The sequence below is a fragment of the Mesotoga sp. UBA6090 genome (assembly GCF_002435945.1).
Classification (GTDB): Bacteria; Thermotogota; Thermotogae; order Petrotogales; family Kosmotogaceae; genus Mesotoga.
Map to the genome: position 1 here is coordinate 46,472 of NZ_DIXC01000022.1, position 26,194 is coordinate 72,665.

At 46.4% G+C, this 26,194-nt stretch carries 21 protein-coding genes; 7 read left to right on the top strand and 14 right to left on the bottom strand.

Annotated features, from left to right (window positions below; all coding sequences use genetic code 11):
* Positions 1-14: 14 nt before the first annotated feature.
* Positions 15-1,826, bottom strand: coding sequence for an amylo-alpha-1,6-glucosidase (locus B3K42_RS03780; protein ID WP_292596949.1), 1,812 nt, complete (start codon positions 1,824-1,826; stop codon positions 15-17).
* Entirely contained in the window at positions 1,823-2,806 is a 984-nt protein-coding gene (locus B3K42_RS03785) for a LacI family DNA-binding transcriptional regulator (protein WP_292596951.1), read from the bottom strand. The genes B3K42_RS03780 and B3K42_RS03785 overlap by 4 nt, the downstream gene beginning before the upstream one ends.
* A gap of 978 nt (positions 2,807-3,784) precedes the next feature.
* Between B3K42_RS03785 and B3K42_RS03790 the strand changes: the two genes are divergently transcribed.
* Entirely contained in the window at positions 3,785-4,342 is a 558-nt protein-coding gene (locus B3K42_RS03790) for a hypothetical protein (protein WP_292596953.1), read from the top strand.
* Between the two features lie 573 nt (positions 4,343-4,915).
* On the opposite strand, the gene B3K42_RS03795 is transcribed toward B3K42_RS03790, so the two are convergent.
* From B3K42_RS03795 to B3K42_RS03825, 7 genes are all read right to left on the bottom strand, one after another.
* Positions 4,916-6,007: a Fic family protein gene (locus B3K42_RS03795; protein WP_292596955.1), complete on the bottom strand. Its 1,092-nt coding sequence runs from the start codon at positions 6,005-6,007 to the stop codon at positions 4,916-4,918.
* A gap of 330 nt (positions 6,008-6,337) precedes the next feature.
* Positions 6,338-7,666 (bottom strand): ATP-binding protein, encoded by a 1,329-nt coding sequence (locus B3K42_RS03800; protein ID WP_292596957.1) that lies wholly within the window; start codon positions 7,664-7,666, stop codon positions 6,338-6,340.
* 790 nt (positions 7,667-8,456) lie between these two features.
* Positions 8,457-8,897, bottom strand: a complete 441-nt coding sequence (locus B3K42_RS03805) for a DMT family transporter (protein ID WP_292596959.1) — start codon at positions 8,895-8,897, stop codon at positions 8,457-8,459.
* A gap of 7 nt (positions 8,898-8,904) precedes the next feature.
* Complete coding sequence (locus tag B3K42_RS03810) at positions 8,905-9,600, bottom strand: Crp/Fnr family transcriptional regulator (protein ID WP_292596961.1); 696 nt, start codon at positions 9,598-9,600, stop codon at positions 8,905-8,907.
* 770 nt (positions 9,601-10,370) lie between these two features.
* On the bottom strand, positions 10,371-10,772 hold the full coding sequence (locus B3K42_RS03815) for a CBS domain-containing protein (RefSeq protein ID WP_292596963.1): 402 nt from the start codon (positions 10,770-10,772) through the stop codon (positions 10,371-10,373).
* Between the two features lie 44 nt (positions 10,773-10,816).
* Positions 10,817-11,086, bottom strand: coding sequence for a hypothetical protein (locus B3K42_RS03820; RefSeq protein WP_292596965.1), 270 nt, complete (start codon positions 11,084-11,086; stop codon positions 10,817-10,819).
* Positions 11,087-11,585: 499 nt separating this feature from the next.
* On the bottom strand, positions 11,586-11,849 hold the full coding sequence (locus B3K42_RS03825) for a hypothetical protein (protein ID WP_292596967.1): 264 nt from the start codon (positions 11,847-11,849) through the stop codon (positions 11,586-11,588).
* A 968-nt stretch (positions 11,850-12,817) separates the two neighbouring features.
* Between B3K42_RS03825 and B3K42_RS03830 the strand changes: the two genes are divergently transcribed.
* From B3K42_RS03830 to B3K42_RS03840, 3 genes are read left to right on the top strand one after another with little or no spacing between them, the layout of a single operon-like run.
* On the top strand, positions 12,818-14,278 hold the full coding sequence (locus B3K42_RS03830; protein WP_292596969.1) for a hypothetical protein: 1,461 nt from the start codon (positions 12,818-12,820) through the stop codon (positions 14,276-14,278).
* A 2-nt stretch (positions 14,279-14,280) separates the two neighbouring features.
* Complete coding sequence (locus B3K42_RS03835; RefSeq protein WP_349680953.1) at positions 14,281-14,613, top strand: prepilin-type N-terminal cleavage/methylation domain-containing protein; 333 nt, start codon at positions 14,281-14,283, stop codon at positions 14,611-14,613.
* Positions 14,606-15,112: a PulJ/GspJ family protein gene (locus B3K42_RS03840; RefSeq protein ID WP_292596971.1), complete on the top strand. Its 507-nt coding sequence runs from the start codon at positions 14,606-14,608 to the stop codon at positions 15,110-15,112. The genes B3K42_RS03835 and B3K42_RS03840 overlap by 8 nt, the downstream gene beginning before the upstream one ends.
* A gap of 261 nt (positions 15,113-15,373) precedes the next feature.
* Here the strand turns inward: B3K42_RS03840 and B3K42_RS03845 are convergent, their stop codons facing one another.
* The 5 genes from B3K42_RS03845 to B3K42_RS03865 form a co-directional block, all read right to left on the bottom strand.
* Positions 15,374-16,447, bottom strand: coding sequence for a succinylglutamate desuccinylase/aspartoacylase family protein (locus tag B3K42_RS03845; RefSeq protein WP_292596973.1), 1,074 nt, complete (start codon positions 16,445-16,447; stop codon positions 15,374-15,376).
* A gap of 680 nt (positions 16,448-17,127) precedes the next feature.
* A complete protein-coding gene (gene aroA / locus B3K42_RS03850) occupies positions 17,128-18,417 on the bottom strand; it encodes a 3-phosphoshikimate 1-carboxyvinyltransferase (protein WP_292596974.1) in 1,290 nt (429 codons plus the stop codon).
* Positions 18,418-18,419: 2 nt separating this feature from the next.
* On the bottom strand, positions 18,420-19,931 hold the full coding sequence (locus B3K42_RS03855; protein ID WP_292596976.1) for a tripartite tricarboxylate transporter permease: 1,512 nt from the start codon (positions 19,929-19,931) through the stop codon (positions 18,420-18,422).
* Between the two features lie 15 nt (positions 19,932-19,946).
* Complete coding sequence (locus B3K42_RS03860) at positions 19,947-20,399, bottom strand: tripartite tricarboxylate transporter TctB family protein (RefSeq protein ID WP_292596978.1); 453 nt, start codon at positions 20,397-20,399, stop codon at positions 19,947-19,949.
* 44 nt (positions 20,400-20,443) lie between these two features.
* A complete protein-coding gene (locus B3K42_RS03865; RefSeq protein WP_292596980.1) occupies positions 20,444-21,433 on the bottom strand; it encodes a Bug family tripartite tricarboxylate transporter substrate binding protein in 990 nt (329 codons plus the stop codon).
* A 286-nt stretch (positions 21,434-21,719) separates the two neighbouring features.
* Here B3K42_RS03865 and B3K42_RS03870 point away from each other — a divergent pair, with 286 nt between their 5' ends.
* The 3 genes from B3K42_RS03870 (at position 21,720) to B3K42_RS03880 (ending at position 25,767) form a co-directional block, all read left to right on the top strand.
* The gene (locus tag B3K42_RS03870) at positions 21,720-23,000 is read left to right on the top strand and encodes an MFS transporter (RefSeq protein ID WP_292596982.1); all 1,281 of its coding nucleotides are present in this window, start codon (positions 21,720-21,722) and stop codon (positions 22,998-23,000) included.
* 20 nt (positions 23,001-23,020) lie between these two features.
* Positions 23,021-24,064: a LacI family DNA-binding transcriptional regulator gene (locus B3K42_RS03875; protein ID WP_292596988.1), complete on the top strand. Its 1,044-nt coding sequence runs from the start codon at positions 23,021-23,023 to the stop codon at positions 24,062-24,064.
* 230 nt (positions 24,065-24,294) lie between these two features.
* On the top strand, positions 24,295-25,767 hold the full coding sequence (locus B3K42_RS03880) for a thioredoxin-like domain-containing protein (RefSeq protein ID WP_292596984.1): 1,473 nt from the start codon (positions 24,295-24,297) through the stop codon (positions 25,765-25,767).
* Positions 25,768-26,194: the final 427 nt, after the last annotated feature.

Below are 26,194 nucleotides of genomic sequence, written 5' to 3' on the forward strand. Positions count from 1 at the left end.
CTAAACCCTCCTTTTCAGGCGTCCAGCGCCTTGGATATTACTAGAACAGTTCCTATAGACCACAGTTGAGGTGAGCAACTTGTTGGATATTCAATCAACTTTCCAGATGTTTCAGATACTGACAGACCGCTAAAGAGCTCGGGGAGGCGATTGTCATGATGTTTCTCCTTCACTTTCAGCAGATCCCGGGCGAGCTGTCTGGCCTTTTCGTAAAAACCGTATTTGATCAGGCCAAGCATAATCAGTGAGTTGTCGTGCGGCCAGACACTTCCGTTGTGGTAGGAGAAGGGATTGTAACGCTTCATTTTGCTGGAGAGCGTTCTTATCCCCCATCCGGTGTAAAGTTCTTCGGAAAAGAGACGGTTCACCAACGCCCCGGCTCTTTCTTCGTCCACTATGCCTGTCATTAGGCAGTGCCCGGGATTAGATGTTATTGAATCGACCGGTTTCTTGTTTTTATCCAGCGCCGTAGCGAAGTAGTTTTCGCTCTCCAGCCAGAAATCACGATTGAAGTTTTTTTTCAGGGCGGCTGCCTTCAGTGCATACAGAGTTGCCCTTTCCCCGTCCTCAAAGAGAGCCATAAGTTTTTCAAGACATTTGAATGTATCATACAGATATCCCTGGACCTCTACTGGCGCCAGTGGAGGCTCTGCCAGCCTGCCGTCGGAGAAGCTCACGGAGTCGGCGGAATCTTTCCAGCTCTGAATAGAAAGACCGCTGCCTGAAGGTGCGAATTCGATGTATCCGTCGTTATCGAGATCAGCGTAAGTATCAATCCATTCGGCAGCTTCCATGATGCTGTTTTCGATAGATCTTATAAAGTCCCAGTCATTAGTCTGAGAGTAGTACCTGTGGGAGAGCATAATGAACAGAAGAGTCGCATCGATCGATCCGTAGTATCTTTCGAAAGGTAACCTTCCGGCTAGCGATAGTTCATTCAAACGGGTTTCATGAACGATCTTCCCGGGCTGCCCTTCGTTCTGGCTGTCTTCTTCTTTGCTTTGAAGGTAAGTATGCACCGTAAGTATGTTTTTTGTTATTTCGGGAAGGAGATCCACAGTCTGGAGGCCAAAGATAAGGCTATCCCTTCCAAAAACCGTGGCGTACCAGGGTAGGCCTGCACCTGGAAAGTCACCATAGATAGTGGGAATCATGAGCATTTTGAGATCTCCCAGTTCCCTTTCATCCAGCAGCGAAGTCTTTTTGATAGGCACAATATCCTTCACGGGCCTTTCAGACAACATTTTCTCGAAAACAACGTCCTTCTTCACGTATTTGTCGAGCCTCAATTTCCCGGATACTCTCGCACTCTCGCCTGGCCGGATTTTCAGAGAGAGCGCGGACAGAGAGTTCTCAACGGTATCTCTTTCGAGGTCGCTCTCATATTGAAAACTCCTCGATGAAGAAGAGGAAAGAGTTCTCGGGCTTTCCAGCCCATTGTATGAGTCGTTCTCTCCCCTTACTGAGAAGATATCTTCGAAGACACAACTGATATCATATTCAAAAGATATCCGAACTTCTTCCAGCGAATAGCTCCTCACCGTGAGCTCTGCGTGAAGAGTGTTCCCTTCCACCCGGAGACTTTCGGCGACTGCGATATCATAATGCGGGATTCCCGGTTTTGAACGCCCCAGATAATGGGTTTCAATCCCGTCCCATGAAAAATCTGTGTGTAGTCTTGTGAGCGTGAGCGAGGACTTTAAAATCATTCTGGATATGAAACGGGTATCCTCCAGATAAAGTCCGGCCGCCTTTTCACTCTCGCAGTCGATGAGACCTCTGTCATCGGTAACTACCATAAGGTTTCCGTTCTTGAAAACCTTCATCTCCTAACCTCTGAGGATTCTCTGACAATTAGCTCGACCGGAAGAATCGTCGTTTCCGTGTGGTCTTCGGATATGAGTCTGACAAGATTGATAGCGGCCCTTCTTCCGACCTCGTCTATTGGCTGGTGAACCGTTGTCAAAGAAGGTGAAACGTCCGATGAAATGGGAATATCGTCAAATCCAACGACAGGCAGAGAAACTACCGCCTCTTTCAAGGCCTTCAACGCGCCGATGGCCATCAGGTCTGAAGCCGCGAAGATTCCGTCGAATTGGCCAAGGTGTTTTTTCGTTATCTCGAAGCCGCTCTTTTCAACGAAATCTCCATTGCGGACGTGGAAGGTGAAATTCATTTCCTGCGCCGCTTTTTGAAAGCCGCGTTCCCTCCATAGAGAAACGCTTTGATCGGCGGGGCCGTTTATGAAGAGAACCTGCGAGCAACCTTTTCGGGCGAGGTACTTCCCTGCAATATACGCACCTCCTTCGTTATCGGTATCTACGAATGAAATGTCTTTGTCTCTTTCGTTTCTACCGACGGCCACAAAAGGTATGTTCCGCAATTTGAGAAAGTCCACTCTTTCGTCTTCGTTTTTCAAGTCGAGTACCACAAATCCATCCACCAATCTTTTGTCTGTGAATACACGGTAAGTATCTATCACAGAGTTATGTGGTTCGTCGGTTGTCAGTATAAGATGGTAACCGAGGTGACTCAATTCGAGCGAGGTCTCTCTCAAGAAGATCGAAAAATAGGGATAGGTGAAGAGATAATCGGCGCTGTGCGGAACAATAATCGCAATCATCTTCGTCTGCTGGCTTCTGAGGCTTCGCGCCTGCTGATTTGGCACGTAGCCTAGCTTACTTATTACACTTTCAACTCTCTCGCGGGTCTTAGCAGATACCTTCTCTGGATTGTTTATTACCCGGGAAACAGTCGCAGTAGATACTTTAGCCATCTTCGCTATTGTGGATATGTTTATATTCATATAAGCAACTCCTGTAAAAGATGTAATCGATTTCAATGTAATCGATTACATTATATAGAAAGTTGGTTTTTAACAACAAACATGAATGCCGACAATGTGCAGGCATTTTTCCTGTCTATTCCTGTATAAAGACGACTGTATGGTTTTTTCTCACTATACGGGCAAATTTGGCAGAATTTCATAATTCCTGGATGTAAGAAATGAGAATAGTCTTCCTGGTTCTTTCGAGAGCAGTTTCAGGTTCCCAATTTCAGAACGAAAGCGGTGGGCAGAGACAAGAGACTGAAAGCGATGTGTTCAGAAGCTTGCGGCGGACTATATACTTATGTTTCCACTCTCCATATCGAAAAGCATCAGTGCCATGCAACCTTCTGGTCCAATATTTAGCTTGTGAACCAATAATACAAAAAACTCACTCATCATATTGTCCCTTGCCCTCGTGACTCCATTTTCTGCATTCAATCAACCTAGGGATCAGGATACCAGGAGATAGACTCTTGTTGTTGAGGTTTCCCTGGTCCTCCGTGACCGCAGACCCATCCTTCGAGCAGAGCCGCCCGACTCTGATGAAAACAACGTCGCCCGTCAACGGTCTACCCTCCTCCGAGAAGACCGGTTCTTCGTTCCGACGCTACGCGTCCAGGTTCTTCATTCTTGGAATTAGATCCCGAAACAAGTTCGGGATGACAGCGTTTGGTTGTTTCGAAACCGATACTTCTTTATTTCATACCCTTCTTTATCCTGCCTCGTCCTTCTTCCTCAATTCTGGCCTCACTATAGTCCGTTGATTTCCTTTTCAAAACTGTCCGATCAGACATTAGCAAATCTATTTCATTAGATCTTTTCTGAGTTGAACGCTCCGCACTCATGATAATCCCATTGGAGATCACAATCATCAGAATTAACTGTCAGAGAGGTATAATCAAGTTAAGCTGCATCCTCTGAGAATAACGACACGGGTGTTGAGGTGGAACCACTGTGGATAGGAGCAAGAAGCAATATCGAGCAGAAACGAATAAAGAGAAAGTTCTTGATAATATTAGCGGGCATGATGCTCTTTTTATACTAAAAGCCTTGGCCAAAGAAGATCGGAGCATTGCAAAACGTATTGAAGAAATTGCATTGGAATACCTGCGTGATATAGATGTTGAGAACGTTGCTTCTCAAGTGTACTATGCGTTGGAAGGAATTGAAGTTGAGGATCTTTGGGAGCAATCAGGCAGCATGAGGTATGGGTACGTGGAACCGTCAGAGAGAGCGTGGGAAATGTTTGAAGAGGCTTTAGAGCCATTCACAAATGAACTGAACAAGTATCTCGACCTTTCACTGGACAGCGAGGCGAAGAATTACTGCATGGGTATCCTGAAAGGAATAAACCGGTTCGGCAAAGAATCAACATCTCAGTTCAAAGACTGGGCCGAAGATGCTCCAGATGAGTTTTTCGAAAGGGTCTTGGATGACTGGAAGAAGGGCTGCAAAACGCCTGAACATATACAGGAAATGGAAGACTTCATCAAACGGGGTCTGGGAAACTGACGGTTTGGACGAAGACTAACAATGGCTGGGCAGTATGGAAGAAAAGGTCGTTCTTAATCCCTTCTTTCGTGACAGACTCCATTTTTTACATTCAGTTAACCTTAGGGAATAGATACCAAGTGATTGTTCGTTCCAGAGGTAAGAGCCTTGTTCTTGGTTGTAAGGAAGACCTCGGCGGACGCAAGGCTGCCTTCGCCAGGAGGCCTTCTCAGGTCAACCGTCAACAGTCCACCGTCCTCCGAATCGCGGAATGCCGGCGAAGATTGTACAGGGACGCAAGGCCGACTGAGTCGGGAAGTGAGGCTGCTGCGCAGGCCAGTCTCTGCCTTGGCAGAGACCAGTCGCACTTCGTGCGGCCAGTTCCGCTTCGCGGGGAAAGAGCAGCTTTGGTATAAAACGCTGTACAATGCGAAGAACCGTCCTAGGAAATGATTAAAAGTTAAGAGAGATGGAAAAAAACAATTAATCGAAGTCAATCTCTTCAATTTCTCCTTCTGATGACCGCTGTTTCATCTTCGAAATTGATCTCTTCTCTTATTGATTCTTAACCCTGACACCTTTCGCGAATCGACCTCAATTATTATTTCCGAGAAAGTGCCGATAAATTTCCGATAATCCATATCTTCGATTCTTGTTTGAGGGATCGAGTACTTCGAGAAAGCCATCTTGGACCCACTTATTTACTATATTTCTAACCATCCTGTCCGAAAGTCCCAGGTTGTTTGCCAGTTCTCTTACTGTCAAGGAATCTTTTGAAGCGAACATAGAGAGTACATTCTTCTGCCTATGGTCAAGTCTTCTAAAGAGTACGCGGTCTGAAGGAATCACTCCTTGAGTGAGAACTTGCTTTCCAGCTGCTTCGAAAACCTTTGCAAGCAATTCTACGAAGTATCCAATCCAGCCGGTAAGATCGGCGTTCTCTCTTCCCTCATAATAATTGTGATGGGGGTGGGTCATAAGAGAGTTGTAGTAGAGCTGAAGGTTGCGAGCATGATACTCCTCGAGAGAAAAGATTCCGTTCAGTCCATAGCCTCCCCTTTGAAGAATGAAGGTGGACAAGAGCCTTGCAGTTCTTCCGTTTCCGTCGTAGAAGGGATGTATAGTAACGAACTGGTAGTGAACGAGCGCCGCGATAAGTGGAACCGGTGTCTTATTCCGGGCACCATGTTCCCAGTTAATGAGTTCATGCATAAGTTCTGGAACGTCCTTTGCTTCGGGAGGAAGGTAGATGATCGCATTAGTGAGGGAGTCTCTTATTACGTTTTGTTCAGTTCGATAAGCAGAGGGCTTTGCTCTGAGACCCTTCTCGACAATTGAGTGCGTTTTCTTTATAAGGTATTCATCGAACGATCTCAGTCCTTGAGCCCACTCCTCGATTTTGAGAAGTGCATCCCAATAATTCTTCACTTCCCTTGAATCTCTTGCTCTTTCTTGGATAATTCTTTGATTCTTGACCACCTCGCGCGCTTCCTGAAGAGTCAGGCGATTACCCTCTATCTGTGTCGAAAAGTGCGTTGATCGGATTCTCGCGCTTTCTCTTATTCGCGCAAGAGAGCTGAGAGGAATCTGCGCGTTCTCCAACTGACCCCTTATCTTTTCTATAGTCATAAGAGCGGCCGCTATCTTATCGGTAATTGAGTACCTGGGGACCCATCTGGTTTTCATAGGAATCTCTCCTCCCATCACAGTTCAATTATACTAGACTTCCGATATACTTCCGATAAATGGAAGTCAAAGATCACTTAAGAGGCCAGAGCGGAGAGAATAGAGGTGTGAAGATCAAAATCATTCCACAACCGCACTTACCGTTATGGTGAAATAGGAGCCTTCCTTCGTACCTTCGTCCCAAAGCATAAACCAGTCCATAGATATGATCGAGAGCGCTTGAGAGGACAGAAGGCATCTTTCTAAATGAATCTGTCTGAAAACCCAGCAGATCGTTGAGTTCAGATGAAGCCCTTTGCGTTTACGAAAACTTGTCAGAAATAGTGTAGATTATCTGCTTGGGAGGAAATCCTCAATAAGAAGCCATTTCCAGAGAGGGATCAGCTCAATGGTCTTGTCGTGAATCTTCAGCGTGTCTTCAATGTCGCTGTTGAGAAGTATCCTGCGGGATCTGTCGCCCTCGAATTCGAGTAATCCCCGGAGTTCACGTTCTCTCAAAGCGGGATCATCAAGATTTGACATTGTGACATTAATGACCAGATCGCCAGTTCTTCCAGAGGCGACGAAATCAACTTCGGTTTTGTCAGTCTTCCAGAAAGTCACCTTATAGCCCCGCCTCAAGAGCTCTAGAAAGACAATGTTCTCTCCATCTCTTCCATAGTCATCAGTGAGCGGCTTGACAACGGCTTTTCTCAGGCCAGTGTCGACGGAATATACTTTTCTTGGGTTGATTAGGGCCTTCTTGACGGAATTCGTATGAAGCTCTACTTCAAACAATATGTATGCTTCCGATAGGTGCGACATGTTCTCCGAAATTGTGCTGGTTGAAGTCTTTCCCGAGGTCTGTTCGAGAGCCTTCTGTATTTTTCTGTAGCTCAAGAGATTTCCGCTGTTCTTCAGAGCATAGAGCGCGATTCTCTTTGTAAGCAGAGCGTCTCTGATATTCCAACGCTCTACGATGTCCCTGTATATGATGTCGTCGAAATATGCCTCGAGAATCTTTGTCCCATTTTCTTCAGGGAAGTTCAAGAGAATCTCAGGAAAGCCTCCGGAATCCAAATAACTGAACAGCAGATTCTTGATGAGATCACTTTTGAGTTCAATTGAAAGCGAGGAGACTTCAATTCCCTTCGATCGCACAAAGTCTGCGAACGAAAAGGGCAACAGAGTCAGATCTATGTGCCTTCCTGTCAACAGCGTTCCAAGCTCTTTGGAAGAGAGCTTTGAAGATGAGCCGGTCACAATGAATTTGACCTCTCCGGACTCCCTGTAAGTCTCTATCCATTGCTCCCAGCCTCGTATATGCTGGATCTCATCGACAAACATGTAGGTCTTTCCATCGGGATTGACTCTCTGCCTGTAAAGCCTGTAGAGTTTTTCAAGAAGGACCGGCGTTTTCTCTTCCATAGAGAGAGAGACATCTTCAAGGTTCAAGAACAGAAAGGAGAGTTTATCAACAGATTCTAGGAGCTTTCTGTACACAAGCTTAAGAAGAGATGATTTGCCTGACCTTCTAGGTCCTTTTACAATCTGCACGAAATTACTGTCGAGAAATTCTTCAATTTCACCGATCTCTCTTCTGTAAACAAGTTCCGGCAAAGAACGATCTTCCCAGTAATTCCATCTTGCGAGGACTGAAAACATCTGTTGGTCTGTCATATCAACCTCCTATCAATAATTGACCTTTATAACAAACACATTTTAGCATAAGTGACCAGTATATAGAACACTATTTCACTTTATTTCTGAAGAGATCTTATAATAAGAAATTTAAGGCCCCTTCGAAAGCCTAGATCCCGAAACAAGTTCGGGATGACCCTGAACAAGATCCCCAAATAGAACCCCTGAACAGGAGATTTTCAGGGCAGGCTCATTGGGGCAGGCTCATCAGTGCAGGCTCCACGGGACTACAGGGTATGGTTATTCTGAAAATGCCACAGTCCGTCATGCTCCAAAAAACCGCTGAACGCTGTGAAGAGCAGTCCTTCGTTGTTTGTTAGAATAAGAGAGGCAGGGGATGCAAGATAAGTCCAGTCCTTCGTTATAGCCTGCGAGGCCCAGTGGGGCAAGAACATCTTGCATCCAGGAGTGTTCAGGAACGAGTAACAGATCCTTGCTCTGGAACGAAGAACAGGTTTCCTCGGCAAACTGCGAACCGCTCAACGGCGAACCAGTTCCTTTGCTCTTCCTACAACGAACCCGCTAAATCCAACCACGGTCTTTCAAAAGAGCAAATCCCAAGTCAAGCTTGGGATGGCGGCTTCACTGGCGCTGATAATCCTGAATTGTTCAGAGCCGCTTTTGTTCGCCAGACTCTAGACCCAAGACCCCAGACCCGCTGTCAATCTTTTCTCTACCCCCGACCCCGGTTTCCCAAAAAACCCGGACGGCTTGTCGGAGCTCGGAATGATGGGGTTGGGCTTTCGGAAATAGTTGCATTTCAACGCACTCACTTCGCAAGCTGATAGATCAGGACGCCGAAAAGCATGAGAAGAAGACCTGTGATTTTCGCCGGAGTCAGATGAAGAGGGGTTTCACCGAATAACCCAGAAATGTTGATGATTAATGCGAAGACTATCTGCGTTACAACAATTATCACAATTCCTCTGCTGGCGCCAAGTGCAGATACGCCTTGCGCAATGCTGAAGATGATAAGAACACCAATGAACCCTGAAGTTGCATAGATTGGATTCAGTCCCTTTAGCGATTCGATACTCAGTTCGCCTCTTCCGAAAAGCAGTAAAAGAAATGAAGCAAGGAGAAAACCGGTACCGTGTATGAAGAAATTCGAGCCAAAAAAGCCGACCTTTTCGCTAAGTCTCGCGCTGAAAACGCTCTGCATGGCGATTACTATGCCTGCAGTCACGGAAAAGAGAATACCCTTAATCATTTTTCATTCACCCGTACAGATCCGAAGCCAGATTCTTGAGTTTGTCGAAGTCGATTATCCTTATCTGTGATCTACTGACTCTCAATATTCCTTCTCTGTCTAGTTCGTTTAAAACCCTGTTCACATGGCGGTAGCTAGCCCCCAAAAGCTCGGCGATCTCAGCTTGACTTTCAGTTTCCAGTTCATCCAACATTCTTTCATTCCTTTCATCTGAGGTCATCAGCAGGAGATAAGATGCAATTCTCGTCTTTAGTGGTGCGGAGGAAGTCAACGTCTTCACGACGTCATTGTGATAAAGCTTGAAAGACAGTTCACGAATGATCAATCTCAGGATGGCAGGATTACTCATCAGATTCTCTCTTACCTGAGAAAGCCTCAGAGCCAGGAGTTCAGATTCCGAGACTGCTGAAACCGAAGTCTTGACGGCGAAGTCATTGGCTATTTCCAGGTCTCCGAGCAAAGAAAGGGGAACGCAGAACCTAAGCAATACCCTGTTGCCATTTCTCAAGAGAATTGAGATTTTAACCTTGCCTTTCACAAGAAAGTACAGATACTCAGGTCGCTCGTCTACGGTGAAAATGTCTTCGCCTCTACCGAAGCTATGCAAGGCGAAAAGTTGACTGACATCCTCCTCGAAAAACCCGGCCAGTTTGAATCTCGACAAGTATTCCGATATTCGCTTCCTGTCTCTTATTTCTTTCATGAATAACCCTCCCGGATAACAGTATATTACCAGTGCAAGTTAAATGAATAGGACAGATGTCCATTAAGACAATGTTCGGATGCTGGAAGGACATTGCTTATCTCGAGAGCATGGTCAGCTTGTTGCTTGTTGAGACTCCGCTATCAAATGCAAGTTCGGTACTGGATGCAGGAGACATCAAAGGGATCTTAGATTAGCATTACATTCGAAGAGTAATGTTCTCTGCAGTGGAAAATGCTTGGGTCTGGAGATGCATCGAAATGTCGCAGAATTGATTTTGCTGCCTGTATCGGTGTGCTTTTCGACCCACACACTTTACAGTGCATTATAATCACTCTTGCTTAACCCAGAATCAATAAGTGATGTAAGAAGTGTGCCGTTTTTTGCACGATGATTCCCGCATGTCTTTCATGGAGGTGGGAAAATGAAACGCAAATATCGCCGCTCTTACTTCTGCCTTTGATTATTGTGCTGACGGGATGTCCCTTCTTCAACAAGATTCCTGTCTGGGAAACGATCCCGAATCTTATTATGAGGCTTGGTGATCCTGTGAGTTTCTCGCTTTCGACATACTGTGCCGATCCCGACTGAGACCCCTTACTTTTTCTGTTGTGAGTGGTCCCAGTACGACTGTTGGAAGCAATTACGAGTGGACTCTCTCGCTCCCCGCAGGAGAGAGACCATCGTGATAAGTGTCGGAAGGAAAGGGGGAATCAACAACAAGTTTCCAGATTACGGTAAAGACGTCGCCAAGTGAAGCTTGCTGACTGTTACTCTTGGAGAGCAGCGGATATGGTCGGTAAATCCCAGATGGTAATTATCTGCAGGGGAGTCTCGCTTCTTCTGCCGTTTTCCGTTACAAGTATCGCCTCAAGCCTCTTGCCCAGGGCACTGAACACGCCGAATGAAGCTGCGATTTCGAAGAGGGTCGCTTTTCTGCTAACAAATTTGACTGCCTTATCTTCTTCCGCATAGTCCATCACGTCTCGAATCGGCATTTCTTTTATGTAAGCCCTCTCTTCTTCGCCAACAAAGGCCATCCACCTGGCGATCTCATAAGCAGTGAGAATTCCTCTGAATTGCCTTCCCTCATAGACAGGAATCTGTGAGAATGACTTCTCTCCTATGATCTTCAGGGCTTTGTCTAGCGTATCATTGAGGTCGATTGTCACGACTTTTTCTGATTTGGATATCTTAGACACCCTGGGTGGAGCGTTCAACATTTCGGCAATGTGTTCAATATTCTCACGACTTCCTTATGCGGTTCTGCGATGGGTTTACCATCGCTTGTTAGGGTGTGGACAATTGCGTTTCTAAGCTCGGCGTACTCGAGTAGTATGTCGAGGTAGTTGCGCAGAGTTTTGTCGCTCTTTGATGCATCTCTCAAGGATCTTGCGAAGCCGTCAACACGGTAATCTTCGTTTATCTTCCTCAGATATCCCTCTATCGATCTGAAGGCCTGCATAAATCTCTCTGAATTATCCATATCGACCTCCTGACTGAAACTTAGCTTACAGTTGCAGAGAACGAATAAGTAGTAGTAGTACCAAAACCAGGTAAGAACTGGAGAGACGACTCTCTGCTTAAATAGAGTATATCAAAACAAGGCGGGCAGTAGGAGAACTGCAGATATACAATCGTAGCTGGGAAATCGGAATATTATTGGTAACTTCCGAATTTCCCGAACACGCAGCCCTGATTCTTGAGAAGTGTTATAACTATCTATTCATTTCCGATACTTACCAGAACTTTGTGGAACGAATGCAATTCATATGTTTTAAAGAGCCGCCGGGGGATGGCTGCTCTTTATGAGAAAACCGAATCAACTGTGATGCCATTGCCGTGCAAGTCACAGAAAAAGAACAGTATACCGGTTTACTATTGCTGTATCCTGAGTGAAATACCTAAGAGTTGCTCTCATCAGTCGTGGTATTAGAGATCTCATTTCAATGTAGAACCGCTCCGATCAATTCAGTCCTTATCTACTACCTTAAACTGTCGAGAACTTTCTTTAGCTTTTTGTACGTCTTCCCTTTCAGGGGATAAGGGAGCGTGAGCAACCAGTCGTTTATGAGCGCAATTGCCATTGTGTACGCTCTTCCTTCCTGAATCAGTTCGGCTATTTCCTCGTCCTTAAGAAGGTTGCTCTCGAGGATCATATCGACTCTTTTGTAGAGATAAGGTTTTGCAGAGTCCGAAATCAACTCTAGAATTTGTCTTTTTACGATTTCTCTTTCCTTTTCCCTCAAAATTCATCATCACCCTTCAAATCGTATTAAAAGAATGATCATTTATCTTCATCATCTTCAACGAGAGAGGATGCAAAACAGTGCCTGCCGAAAAGAAAATTCAGTGATTCCAATTTGAAATTACACCAGTGTTCCGCAGGGAGCTCTTTTGCGGAACAAGAACAATAGGACATTGAACACCTTCATGCCGCTTTCGGAAAGTCATAATGCCTCGACAAATAGGAATCACATCATTCAGATGATTTTCCTTTTTCGACAACTGAGATTTCTTCATCAGGCTGAGGCAATTATCATTAGATTATCTCCTGATCGTTTTAGCAGGCCCCTTGGAGCGACTTGCGGAGAAATCAAGAATTGAATCTTTATTTATTGATATTCAGTCTAAAGTATTACTGCGCAGTGATCATATAGATTGAAAACTAACTGATAGGAGCCGCTTCCACTTCATCACGGTTGTTTTTTATCTTCAGAATCGACCCTTTAATGAGGTTGTCTATCAATACTGCCTAATATCGTGAAGCAGACTGAAGTGAATTTCCTCAACTCGACTGATTTGGGGAAATTCATTTCTGGGGGAAGCGAGCGATTGACAATGCAGACCGGGCGATCGTCTGGATTCTCTTTAGTTATGGTTGGTCAGTCGACAAAAGTAACAACAGATAAGCAATTGCTGATCTCGATTTCGTGACCTGAATGTCTTTTTATGTGATCCTTTTACTCAAACCTTTTTCGGACTGGCATAGTGTTGCTTCTACAGAAAGTGATCTTGATTAGAATTCTGCCCGCATAGTAATAAGCGGATCGATTATTCGAATTAGAATGCATCAATAGTTACCTGGTGCGTTTGATTGCAAACAAGGCTGAAAACTGATCGGACTAGATTGCGGTAGTAGTGATGAAGACAAAGCATAGATTTGCACTAGCGGGCGTTTTTCAGTTAATAGTTAGGGTCACAGGAGGAGATCAAAGTGAACAGAAAGAGTGGAGTGATTCTTGGGATAGCTCTCATTATCTTTCTCGTAATATCCATAATTGGAGCTGCGTTGATGACTGTGGTCATGAGCAGGGCCAGGCAGACCAATGATCTCGAGAAGCGAACGCAGGCATACTTCTTTGCAAGATCTGGCGTTGAGATTGCGAGGGAGTATGTGAATGAAATAAGCAAGAGTGATGAGCGGTTCTTTGATGAGAAAGTGATTGTACTTCATGGGGATCTTAGTAGCGAGGACAATGGAGAGCTGAGTTTTCACTTTCAAGATGTTACAAACGTTTGGTCAAAGGATAACGTTAGGGCGAGCTTTGAAGCCAGTGCATCCTCCTTCAGAAACCATGAGGTAGTGACCGCAATATGGAGGAACAGTGAGTCCACGAACTTTCTCTCGTCCGGAAATGCCGGGGATATGACAAGAACGCTCGCATTTATGTGTAGTGAAGGTTCTGCAGGGATTCCGGTTTTCGATATGGCTATTTTTGCAGACGGGAAAATAGAGACGGGAGCTTCTGCCAATTCCAAGGTCATAGGTGATATAGGTACTAATTCGACCGACACTTCGGCAATCAGCAGGCAGGGTAACAATGGTAACGGCCAAGGCAATGGGGGCAAGAAGACCGTCATCGACGGAGACGTTTTCTTTGGACCGGGAACTGATGTTGATGAATTAGATCCCAATGATTATTTCCTAGAAGAGGGACATCTGGTTAGGACTCTTGAGAACACAAGAGACTACAAAAGTATATTACCAGAGTTTCCGGATTTCCCAGTGCTGACTGAGCGGGATTCTCTTAGCGTTAATTCAAATGAATCAATCATAAATGATGACGGTTACTACAGTAGCATAAGTATGGAAGGGAAAAACAAGAATAATGAAGCAAGACTCACAATTGAGACTGGATCTTCAAGTGATGTGAGGAAGATTGTTATCGGTCAACTGGAGATGAAGTCATATGCATCTATCGAGCTGTCAGGTAATGGAAAACTAAACCTATATGTGGGAAATATTAGTGGCGGCGGCTCCATCAACATTGAAGGAGATCAAAGTGAAATTGACAGAGTTGTAGTTTATTACAAGGGAACGAGTTTGGGTGACCTAGATTTGAGAGGTACTATTCACATAAAGAATGAGATTGATGATGAGTTCAGGTTGGGAGGAAATAGTAATCTAAGAGTCAGTGGGCTTCTCATATATGAGGGAAGTAAAATCAAGCTTTATGGTACGCCAAGTGCGAAGGCGATAGCGTTGTTCGCTCCATATGCCGAGATAACTACGCATGGGAACCCTGATTTCTACGGGGCAATAGTATGTGAGAGATTCTTAGCGAACGGAGAGGGAACAGTAAACTACAAGAAAGTAGAAGACGAGTTTTCAGATACCTCCCTGGAAATTATCGATGGCGATGGTGAAGAAGCCTTCGAACAGTGGGGAGAGTGAATGTGATGAGAGTTCTAGCCACTGGCCAAGGAGGACTGGGTATAAACAGAAGTAGTGGTTTTTCATTCGTTGAGGTTCTTATAGCATTGTTAATTATCATAATTTCTGTTACCACGCTCATGAATTTCCTGATGACTGCGCTCAGGGTTGAAGACTCCGCCAGCGCAATCTCCGAAGACCTTCTAGTTAAGTCGGGGGAACTAGAAGAAGGAGAAGGAGATAGCAAACAAGCAACTGTGACTATCGGAGAAATCGATATTCCGGGTGCGGTACTAAAGATAGGTTATGGTAGGACAAAGCAGCTTATTGAGTTCAGAGGTCTGGCCAATGAGTAAGGAAATTGACAGGCGAAAAGGACTAACCCTTATGGAGATGGTTGTCACGATGGCTATCGCTGCTGTTGTTCTCGCAATTACCCTAACCGTTTACAACATCTGGTGGAAGACCTACACAAGAGTTCTTGAAAAAACCGAGATAGAAAGACAAATGACCTCGGCAATGGAGATCATTGTCAAGGAGCTTGGATTGGCTAAGGATGTGGCTCTTGACTATGATCAAGAAAAGACGGTTTTTCGCCTTCAGGATAAGAGGATTGAATATAGGAAGGACGATAAAGTTAACTATCTGACGGATCCGATCGTTGATGACCTCACTTTCGATTTCAAAGATACAAACGAGACAGTACTCGAAGTAAGGATCGAAAACACAAGCAAGAATATTGTGCTTACATCAAGAGTAAAGCTATTGAACAAAGAACCCAGTTCGGGTTCATCCGGGGAGTCTACAATAAGCTTCAAGAAGTCCGAGAAGTTGTCTTTTGAAAAGCAGGAATAGTTCATATATTTAGTACTGGCTTGATTCATGGAGAAGTGCAAATAGATCCTTCTGTGAATCTGCAGAACTTGAGCCGAAGGGATTTCGAAGGGATTGTATCATTCGGCAACTTGTCGTTCCCTTGTTTATTCAATGGTTCTGCGTCTATAGAATTCCTGAGAACGCTGACATTAGATTCAGACCTGGTGAAATAGATTCGTATGAGAGAGGAAAGGCCCGGCATCACCGGGGCTTTTTGTTTCATCAAGATACGGTGACTCACTAGTTCAAATAAGCTTCGAAGCCGTTTTCCATCAAGTCTGAGTACGTCGGAACATCTTTGTAGGTGAGTTCCGTGCCCATGAACATGTTGTAACCGTTGATCAGTGCTTCGACCGTTGCGAGATGCAGACCGACCCGGTGTTTGAGAGGGTACTTCTCATCGAAGAGCACATCGGCGTTTTCACGCCACGTGTAATCGAAACCGGGATTGGGCGATTCAACAAGGAATGAAATACTTTCCGTGGCGTCTCCGATCTCCCTGTGGCTAAGGCCTTTGAATCGTATGTCGGATTCTTCGAGGTTCAGCGAGACTCCGTAGTTGAATTCTATCTCCATCGTGGCGTATGCGCCAATTTCAAGCCCACGCTGGTGACAGACAAGCATGTACGCCAGTCTGCCTCCCTGAACCTTATTTCCGTCAACAATGCTGTAGTTGTCTGGAGTATCGCTCTCATGCATGTCGAGGTTGAAATCGACTTTCTCGGTTCTTATCAGTTCAATTATCGCGAAGGCCAGCTTTTCGGTGGGGGTTCCGTCCGGTCGACCGGGGAAGTTTCTATTGAGATTTCTCGACTCATAGCCCGGAAGTTCCTGTCCCGATTGATAATGGACGTATACATCTGGATCGGGGACACCCTGATCTTCGATGTCGGTATTTCTGTCTCCATATACAAGGAAACGAGGTCCCGTCTTCGACTCGATTTGCAGGAAGTGGTCCGGCTGGTTCGGGTAGAATACGGTTCCTATCGAAGACGCGCTGCTGTTGCCAAAAGGCAGAACAATTATCCTGCCGCTCTTTACCAAAGCGTTTTCAATAAATATTGTCGCAGCTACGGTTCCTGCGATTTCCATTGGATGTGTACCACCCATAAGCAGAAAAGTGGGCCCGGGCACTCCGCTGTCCATGTAGTAGACGGGAGCATCCATGTTCGTTCCCTTGAGAGGTTCGAAGTAATCCGAAAGCCATCCTGTGCTCGTTACGCCGTAACCGGGACGAATATCAGGTTTGAAAAAGTTTGCCAGTGAAATCGAGGCAACGAGAACTAGCATGAAGATGATAAGAATTTTTCTCATTTTCTATTACCTCCGATTGTTTAGAGAAAAGCAAGAGCGCCAGGGCTCTGTCAGCCTGTACTATTACAATTATCACGTTTTGAATTCTCAGTGTCAAGCCTTTTTGCCTGTGGAAGGTGCTCAATAAACGGTGATATCAAACGTCCTCATCGTTTCGCAGATGTGCATCTGAACCATGTAGATTAGAAGACTGGATGTTGATTCTCTTCTTTGGAGTGGAAGACGGTCTGATTTATTGATTGACGCTGTCGAATTTCCTGCTTATTCTGAAAACCAGCGTTCGCTATCGACTCCCCCGGCCCTGACTAATAGTAAGTATTGCTAAGGTAACTCTGATATTCTTGAATTAAGCTGTCTTTTTACTATGGTCACGAAAAGAAAAAACCAAAGAGTAATTAGGGGAATTGTTAAGAGACTTCTCACAAAGACTGCCTATGGGTCCTTCTCACCAAAAAGCTGCAACTAACACCGAGAGTTAAGCTTGCTATTGAAGTTTCTCCTTGGGTCGATTCCTGGACAAGTTTTCAGAAGCCTCTCACTTATTGGTATTAAGATCTGCCGAAAGCGTCCGGCATAGAAAGAAAAAGCCCGGCCGAGAAGCCGGGGTTAATAGGTGATGTTCTCTTTGATTTCCATCCGAAAAGTGATAACTGCCGGATACCTTTACAAGACGGGCGACTCTATTCAGTCTCGAATCCAGCTCCAACGCCGTTCATAAGTTCATAGAAGCCCGGGAAGGAGACCGAGACGCATTCGGCGTTGCCGATCTCCGTGACCCCGTCTGAGAAGAGCCCGGCGACTGCGAGGGACATAGCCACTCTGTGGTCGTCGTGGCTTTCGACCTTTGCTCCGGTAAGTTTCTTGCCGCCATGGATAATCATTTCATGATCAGTATCCTCGATCGACGCTCCCATTTTCGAGAGCTCCCTCTTCATTACCTCGACTCTGTCGGTTTCTTTCACTCTTATGCTTTCTATTCCAGTCAATACCGTGTCTCCCTCTGCGAAGCAGGCGGCAACTGAGAGTATGGGCAGAGCGTCGGGAATGTCGGAACAGTCTATGGTGATTCCCCTGAGTCTGTTTCCCCCCCTGGCCTTTAGAGAGTTAGTAGCCCTGTCGAGAGTTACGTCTCCACCCATCTCTTTCAGGATATCTACGATTACTGAGTCTCCCTGGCTTCCGGACAGATCGAGATCTTCTATCACGATCTCGGAATCCGTAACCAGCGCCGCTACGAGAGGGAATGCAACGGATTCCCAGTCGCTCGGTATTGAAGTTTCGACTGTTCTGTATTCCTGGGGGCCTTCCACTTCGAAGAAGCTGTAGTTTTTCTCGTCGTATTCGACTTTTATCCCGTGTTCGGTCATCCAGTCAACAGTCATTTGTAGATAAGGTCTCTCTATGGCCTTCTGAACTTCGATCCTGGTTTTCCCCTCGAGTCTCGCCGATGCCAGGAGCATTCCGGAAATGTACTGAGACATCTTTCCATCGAAAACAATAGTTCCTGCCTTCATTGGTCCTTTTATAATGACGGGAGCCGCATCGCTGTTACTTCTCGTTGTGACGGCGAAGGCCCCCAATTCTCTCATTGCTTCCAGCAGTTTTACAACTGGTCTTCTGCGGATCTGATAATCTCCCGTAAGAACAACGTAGTCACTCAGAGTCCCCGAGATCGCCGTGGCAAAATAGAAGGTCGTTCCGGAATTCCCGCAGTCAATTACATCGTCGGGATTCTTTAAGCCTTCGGAGTTGCTCTTTATCGTCCATACTCCCTTTTCAATTCTCACGTCGGAACCGAAGGCCCTGGCGGCTCTTGTCGCCGAAAGGCAGTCTTCACTGGAAAGAGGGTTTTTTATGGTTGAGAGTCCGTTTGCCATAGCGGCGATGAGGACTGCTCTTATTGTATGGCTCTTTGAACCGGGCACAGAGAGTTTACCCGAAAGATTATGCCTTGAAGCAAAGGCTATCATTTTCAATCCTCCTGTCCTTTGTCAGACCTTCCGGAGAAGAGTTTTCTCACCCCGGTCTTGACAAACTTGAAATTGGAAAACAGTGATATCAGAATGAAGACAATCAGAATAATACTGATGGGTCTTGAGAACATTGAAACTATCAAATTGTCTCCTGCCGAAGCAAGCGATACCGCTCTTCTAAAATTGGCGTCCATCAATGATCCCAGCACAATACCGAGAACCATTGGCGCCACCGAGTATCCCTTCCTTCTCATGATGAAGCCTATCAAACCGAAGATAGCCATTATAAGCACATCGAACACACTTGAATTTATTGCGTAGGCGCCAATTATACAAAGGATAGCCACAACCGGAAGAAGAATCTTTTTGGGAATCAGCACCATTCTTGCCATTAGAGGCGCCACGCCGATTCCAAGGAAAAGGATCGAAAGAGAGCCTATAATGCCGGCGGCCAAAATTACGTAGAAGAGATCGGGAGTCTGCGTGAAAAGTAGTGGTCCAGGCCTAAGCCCATGAACGTACATTGCAGATAGAAGAACCGCAGTGACTGCATCGCCGGGAACAGCAAGCGTAAGCATAGGTATAAGTGCTCCACCTATACAGGCATTATTTGCAGACTCACTGGCAACGATCCCTTCAACGGCCCCTTCGCCAAACGGAACTTCGGGTTTTCTCACCGTCTTTTTCGCCTGATCGTAAGCAATTAGAGAAGCTACTGGGCCTCCCGTGCCTGGCAGTGCGCCTATGAAGGTGCCTATCACGGCCGACTGCAGTGAAAGGGGAAGGTGCCTTAATAGCTGCCGAAAACCGACCTTCTCTTTTCCCAGCTTTCCGGAAATGGGATCGAGAGAACGCTGACCTATCTGAACGAGAATCTCCGAAAAACCGAACAGGCCGATCAGAGCGGCTATCAGCGAAATACCGGCCTGGAGTCTCATCGAGCCGAACGTGAATCTCGGGGTTCCCATAATCGGATCGATCCCTATCAAGCTTATGATGACTCCTAGAGCCGCGCTTATCAATCCCTTGAGGAAGTTCTTCGACGTAAGCGAACCTACCGTCGTCAGGCCGAAGAGCGCAAGCAGGAAGTAGTCCATCGGCGAAAACTGTAGGGCTATCTTTGTAACTGGTTTTGCGAGTAAGGCTAGCATTATCAGACCAAAAAGAGTACCCACAAATGAATAGACGGTAGCAACTCGCAAAGCCTTTTTGGCCTGTCCCTTCATGGTCATGGGAAAGCCGTCAAGCGTCGTTGCGACCGAGGCGGGAGCTCCCGGGATGTTGATCAGTATTGCAGATATTGCCCCGGAGAAGACTCCGACAACGTAGACGCCCATCATAAGAGCCATCGCATCGTTGACAGCCCATGTGAAAGTTACCGAAACCAGAATTGCGGTGGCCATTGTGACGGAAAGCCCCGGCATGGCGCCTACAACAAGTCCGGCAAAGGCACCAACAAATACCAGGAAAATGAACCTGAGATCTATTGCAGCCAGTATTTGTTCAATCATATCCACATCACCTTCTTAAGGCAGGTAGACACTCAGTAGCACACCGAAGGCGTAATACAGGCCTAGAGTAGTCCCCACGGAGATTATCCCGATCAGCCACCAGCGCTTTTCCCCCAAAAGGAGTAGCATAAGGGCCAGATAAGGAATAGAAACAGCAATAAAACCGATTATCGGAACGAGCCAGACATATACGAATGTCAGGATCATTACAAGTGAAATCCTAAGCCAGTCGACTTTGTCGAAGCCTCCCGACTTGAAGGTCTTGCTCAAAACTGCCTGGAATATTAGAGAAATAGCAAGTGCCAGGAGAATGATGCCCATAATCAACGGGAAAAGGCCTGGCGCGAGCGACCAGGAACCATAAGGGTTCATTCCCGCAGAGACAACGATAACGAACACGGCAATTACCGAAAAGAAAACTCCTTCAATTATCTGAAAATTTACACGACCGCCTGTCTTCTCTTTCATGAAAACCTCCAAAGACGGTAGACACGAGGTCTACCGTCGATAGATCAGAATCTTTCTATTCCAAAGTCTGCGGGACTATTTGGAGCTACGCCGGCGTCATAAAGAAGCCATGTGACGATTGAAGTCCAGCGATTCCAGTAGTCGATAACAGCGTCGCCCTGTACGTCGTGCATTCTGTTATAGAAGCTTCCTTCAGTGAATTCTAGCCATCCGGCATCTTGAACGGCTTTCTGAGCAGCTTCTAGAATAAATTCTTTGACTTCAGGCGAAGTACCCTCTTTAACAAGGATACAGTTCGGGAAGGTCAAAGGCAGGTAACGCGCCATTTCAGGAATCGCATCGGCGATTGGCGGCACTTCTGGGATTGCGGCGGATCTTTCATCCTTTGTGTAAACTGCAAGGGCCCTAAGGTCGCCAGTCTTCAAATAGTCGAGAACCGTACCGATATTTCCGAATGTAAAATCAACCTGACCGCTTATTGTTGCAAGCATGGCAGGGCTGCCGCCGCCGAACGGGGTCATGGAAACATCAAGCCCGACCTCTTTCAACAGAAGCCCCTGGATGTGTCCGCTGGCTCCCGGACCTGAGTATGACATCTTGATCTTTCCGGGGTTCTCCTTAATTGCGCTAACGAGTTCATCCATAGTCTGATACGGTGAGTTGCCCGGAACGACGACCACTTTCATGTCTTCTACCAGCATAATAATACCTTCGAAGTTATCGAAACCAAGTTTGCCCGTTCCCATAACTCTGAAAACTCCTGGAGTCTCTGCAGACAGAAGCAGTGTATAACCGTCTGCCGGTTTGGAGTATGCAAAATCCGTACCAATGGCTCCAGAGGCGCCCGGTTGGTTCAGCACAATCACCGAAACACCCAGCTGCTTTTCAAGATAAGGAGCAAATGCCCTTCCCACTCTGTCGGTAATACCGCCGGCTGCCCACGGGATAACCAAAGTAACGGCTTTTGTTGGATATGACGCAAGGATCGATACTGTAAGAACAAGAACTAGCGAAAACAGAAGAACTTTCTTCACTACCATCCACCTCCTCGGAATCGGAAAACGTTTGCCATTTCAGAATATATAGATTATACTTCATTGCATGGCAAAATTCAAAATCCAAATATCTCACAATTGATTATTTCCCAACTCTTAATGTATAATGTTTACAAGCAAGAAGGAAGAAACTGCTTTTTTCCTCAAAGAAGAGATTCTCAATCTTTTCTCCGGGATCGGGCGGCATAAATGATAACTGTTAGAGAGAAGTCAGACGGTTTTTTCAGTTTTGGGAAAAGGTTTTCCAAGTTTTGGAGGCAGAATAATGAATAAAAACGAATCTGTTTTGTCGACCTCTGGCAGCAAACTTTCGATATACGCTCTGCTTGTTTCGGCGTATTTCTTCTCTTACTTTTTTAGAGTCTCGGCTTCTGTGAGCCTTCCGATAGTCTCTGCGGAATGGGGGATGAGCGCTTCTCTTGTGGGCTTCATATCTAGTTTGTATTTCTATGCGTATGCCTTTATGCAGCCGATAAGCGGGGCTCTGAACGATAGGTTTGGCCCACTCAAGATTGTTTCCTTTGGTATGCTTACGTCTGGAATTGGAGCTCTTCTCTTTGGCTTCGCAACGAACCCTGTGATGCTCGGCGCGGGGAGGTTGCTGACTGGACTGGGCCTTGCTCCGATGCTCTCCGGGGTTCTCGTATTTCAATCGCACTCTTTTCACAGGGACAAGTACTCTTTCTTCTCCGGCATAACCTACACTCTCGGGAATTTTGGAGCGGTGATTTCCGTTGCCCCGCTTGCCTTTGCTCTCGATCGCTTCGGAAGAAGAAACGTTTTCATGCTGCTAGCAGTTCTCAACTTCGCGCTTGCGGCCTCGCTGATAATTCTGAGAAGAAAAGATCCAGTGACAACGGCAGGCAACGCGACTGAGAGAAGCAGCTTCCTTGACAACTTGAAGGATTCTTTCAGAAAGATCTTAAAGTCACGACAGCTGAAACTGATGCTGATACTATGGGGGACTTCTTTCGGCGCTTTAATGGCTTTGCAGGGACTCTGGTCCGTTACATGGTACCAGTCGGCATACGGTGTATCGTACGGAACGGCCAGTCTCTGGTCTACGCTGATAAGCATCGGTGTAATGGTAGGAAATTTAGCTGGGGCATATATAGCAAGACCAGCAAAACTGAGGCTGATGGCGATTAGCATCTCATGTGTATCTTACGGAGCAGCGTGGATTGTATTCTGGTTGTCTATGAAGAGCCATTTTCCGATTCCCGTGCCCGGAATCGCTGGATTCTTCCTAGGTTTCTGCGCGGGCGTTACCTACGACCATCTGACTGCCGGAGTGAATGATCTCGCTGTGAAAGGACGCGGAGGCTCTCTCTTTGGAGGAATGAATCTCTTCACTTTCATATCGGTGATCATATTTCAGTCTGGAACGGGATTTCTCGTTCAACGTTTCTCATCATCCGGTGGAGCTGAAGCTGAAATAAAGGCATTCAATTCGACTTTTGGGATAGTGACGTTGCTGGTTATAATAAGTCTAGTAGCGCTGCCTTTTCTGAAATCCTTTTCCGAGCAGAGAGGTGATGCACTGTAAAAAAGGGCGACAGGGTTACAATAAAGCAGGTTGCTGATTACGCCGGGCTCTCGGCGGCAACGGTTTCGAGGGTTATCAACGCTTCGAGACCTGTGAGAGAGGACCTTCACACCAGGGTTTGGGAGGCCGTCAAGAAGCTCAACTACAGGCCCAACGTTGCCGCAAGATTCATGAAAGGCCAGACAACCAACACGATAGGAATGCTCGTGCCGGATGTATCACACCCCTTTTTCAGTGCTATGATTGCCGGGGCGATCTTGAAGGCTCAGGAAATAGAGCACGTGATAATAATCTCGACTGCCGACGGAAAAAGAGAAATCGAAAAGGCCGCGATCGACAGCCTTGCAAGGACCGTTGTGGATGGCCTCATCTATTGTCCGGTCTCCACGGGAGACCCGCTTCCCGAAATAGAGAGTTTCAAAGATCTCCCAATTGTAGTTGTCGGAAGAAGAAATGTCTTCGAATCAAAGCCCCACGTCTATGCCGATAACGTGAAAGGTGGCTATCTTGCCACCCGGTACCTCCTGAGACTCGGCAGAAAGAGAGTAGGATTTCTTGCCGGCTTCTGGTCAACTCCCTGTACTGTAAACAATATAAGAGAAGTAGCTTCCAGCAAAGAGGCGGGCAAATACACAACCCTCGATAGATATACAGGATACAGGAGGGCTCTTGATGAAGAGGGTATAGAATACGATCCTTCTCTCGTAGTGTTGTGTGGATACAGTTACGAGGCAGGCTATGAAGCAGCAAGAGAGTTGTTGGAGAGAATGACTGAGGTTGATTCGGTCATCGCCGCGAACGACCTGGTGGCGGCCGGAGTGATAGCCTTCTTCACTGATCAAGGCGTGAATGTCCCCGATCAGATATCAGTGGTAGGCTATGACAACAACCTGATTGCCCCTATAACGATTCCAACGCTTACATCCGTCGACCAAGATCCTAGAACCCTGGGGTCGGAATCGGTCGTCGCTCTATCGAAAATACTGTCTGGAAAGGATGTCTCTGACACAATCATCGATGTCAAGCTTACGATAAGAAACTCCACAAGCGTAATGCATCACTGATTTCTCATTTGATCAAGTATCTTTCATGACAAAACTTTAGATCCACAGGATAGAGACTGTCTGAAGAATCCAATTAAATAAAGATTTCCCACCAACACATAGAACGCCTATTGCGCTTACCATTTTCCTGCTCTCACCATGTGCCTCATGTGAGCTCGACGAAGCCCGAAAGGCTCCGATGTGATCCAACTCATATGATTGTCAGTCAAAGCTGGAAAGAGGTGATTGATTTGTATGGAAGAGCTGTAGAGTTTCCATCTTCTGGAAGCTGGATCAATGTTGAGAGACCCCTGACACTGGAAGATATCAAAGGACATGTTGTTTTGCTAGATTTCTGGACGTACTGCTGCATGAACTGCATTCACGTAATCTCCGATCTGAAGTGGCTTGAAGAACGGTATAAGGATAGCCCTCTTGTAGTAATCGGAGTACATTCGGCCAAGTTCGAGAATGAACGTAACGAAAGAAACATTGCTGCCGCTGTCGAGCGGTATGAAATAGAGCATCCGGTTCTGATCGACAATGAGTATTACCTCTGGGACAGGTATGTGGTTCGCGCGTGGCCGTCTTACGTCTTGATCGGACCTGACGGAAAGATTTTGTCAAAGACCTCGGGCGAGGGCAAGCGAGATTACCTCTCAAATGAGATTTCAAAAGCTCTCGAGGATGGGAAGAGGAGAGGGATTTTGAGCAACGAGAGGATCCCGCTCACGCCAAAGGCGTCTAAGAGAGATTCGACTCTTTCATTTCCTGGGAAGATTGCTTTTGGGGATTCAGAAACGATGTTTATTAGCGATTCGAACAACGATCGGATAATTGTAACGGAGCTTACCTCTCCTTTCGAAGCAAAGGTTACCGATCAGATCGGAGGCCAGAGTAGCGGCTTTGGAGATGGAACTTTCGAAGAAGCACGCCTTGACAAGCCCCAGGGCATAGTCTATTCAGAGGGTCTACTCTACATAGCCGATACAGAGAACCATGCAATCAGAAGAGCCGATCTAAAAGAAAGAAATCTAAGGACGATCTCGGGAGACGGCCTTCAGGGATTCAGCTGGCAGTACAACGGTGAAGCATCAAAGGCGCGGCTTAACTCCCCATGGGATCTCCAGTCAGACGGAAGGTACCTCTATATTGCTATGGCCGGAATGCACCAGATCTGGAGACTTGATTTGAAGGAGAACACAATTCGTTCATTCGCAGGCAGTGGGGCAGAGAACATTGTAGATGGTTCGCTGAAAGATGCCAATTTTGCGCAGCCCAGCGGAATCTACCTGGACGGCAGGAGTCTTTATGTTGCCGATTCGGAGGTTTCGGGGATAAGATATGTGGATCTCGAAGCGGAAAAGGTGCACACGGTTGCTGGGAGTGGACTCTTTTCATTCGGCCATATCGACGGGATTCTTCAAAGGGCTTTGTTCCAGCACCCGATGGGCATTCACGGCAATGATAGATTTCTTTACGTTGCCGATACTTACAATCACGCGATAAGAAAGATCGATCTGGGAATCAGGCGTGTCGAAACGATAATCAAGAATCTAGGAGAGGGAACCTGCACACTGGATGGAGAAAAGTGCTCTACTCTCGGTCTTTTCGAACCGAATGATGTCAAATACAATAACGGCCTGTTGTACGTAGCCGATACTAACAATCATTTGATCCGAGTTTTCGACGGGAAGGAACTGGTCGAGTTAGTTATTGGCTGAAAAACGTTCAGAGAGAGTATGTGAGGAGGTGAGGCAGACTCCGTCGGGAAGTGAGGCCCGAAAAGCGTCGGCGGAAGCGATGCTGCTTCGCAGGAAGTGATGCCCGGAGGATCATCCGGGGAAGTGAGGCTCGCTACGCGAGGAAGAATAAAACATTAGACACATTGCCGCCTGCCTCGGACGAGTGAGCAAAGCGGCTGGAAGATCCGCTTATCAAGACACGCTGCACGCTTAGAATCAAGGACCCGCTAATCGCTGGGAAGAACAATGCCAGCAACCAAGAACGAACATCGAACAACCGTTCTTATAGGACTAATTCAGAGCATCGGCTTTTCTCGTATACAAAGACCAGTAGGGTCAAGAGATGGCGCGGTGTAAGTACAGACCTTGTGAGGCCAGGCAGTTTACTCCCCTTTCGGGAGAGTGT